Genomic DNA, 235 nt, shown 5'->3' on the forward strand with positions numbered 1-235 from the left:
GCATTGCATAATAAAGAGTATAAGGTCACTGGTAGTCATGATACCATTTTCGATCCTTCCAAATCACGCCTTGAGGGCAAGGGATTACTGCCTAATGCCTTTGGATGGTTGCCAGAAAAAATCACTTCAGATTTAGATGCTATAGATCTTGGTATGCATGCTAAAGAAGACAAGCCAGAATTGCTGAAAGCTCAAGATCTTGGATTGAAAATTTTTAGTTATCCAGAGCTTTTGT

At 38.7% G+C, this 235-nt stretch carries 1 pseudogene; it reads left to right on the plus strand.

Annotated elements, in window-relative coordinates:
- Positions 1-235 (plus strand): annotated as a pseudogene (locus tag ACRHOC_RS15200) (peptidoglycan synthetase); the annotation flags it as partial.

Source organism: Winogradskyella poriferorum (assembly GCF_050618035.1).
In the GTDB taxonomy this organism is placed as follows: Bacteria; Bacteroidota; Bacteroidia; order Flavobacteriales; family Flavobacteriaceae; genus Winogradskyella; species Winogradskyella poriferorum_A.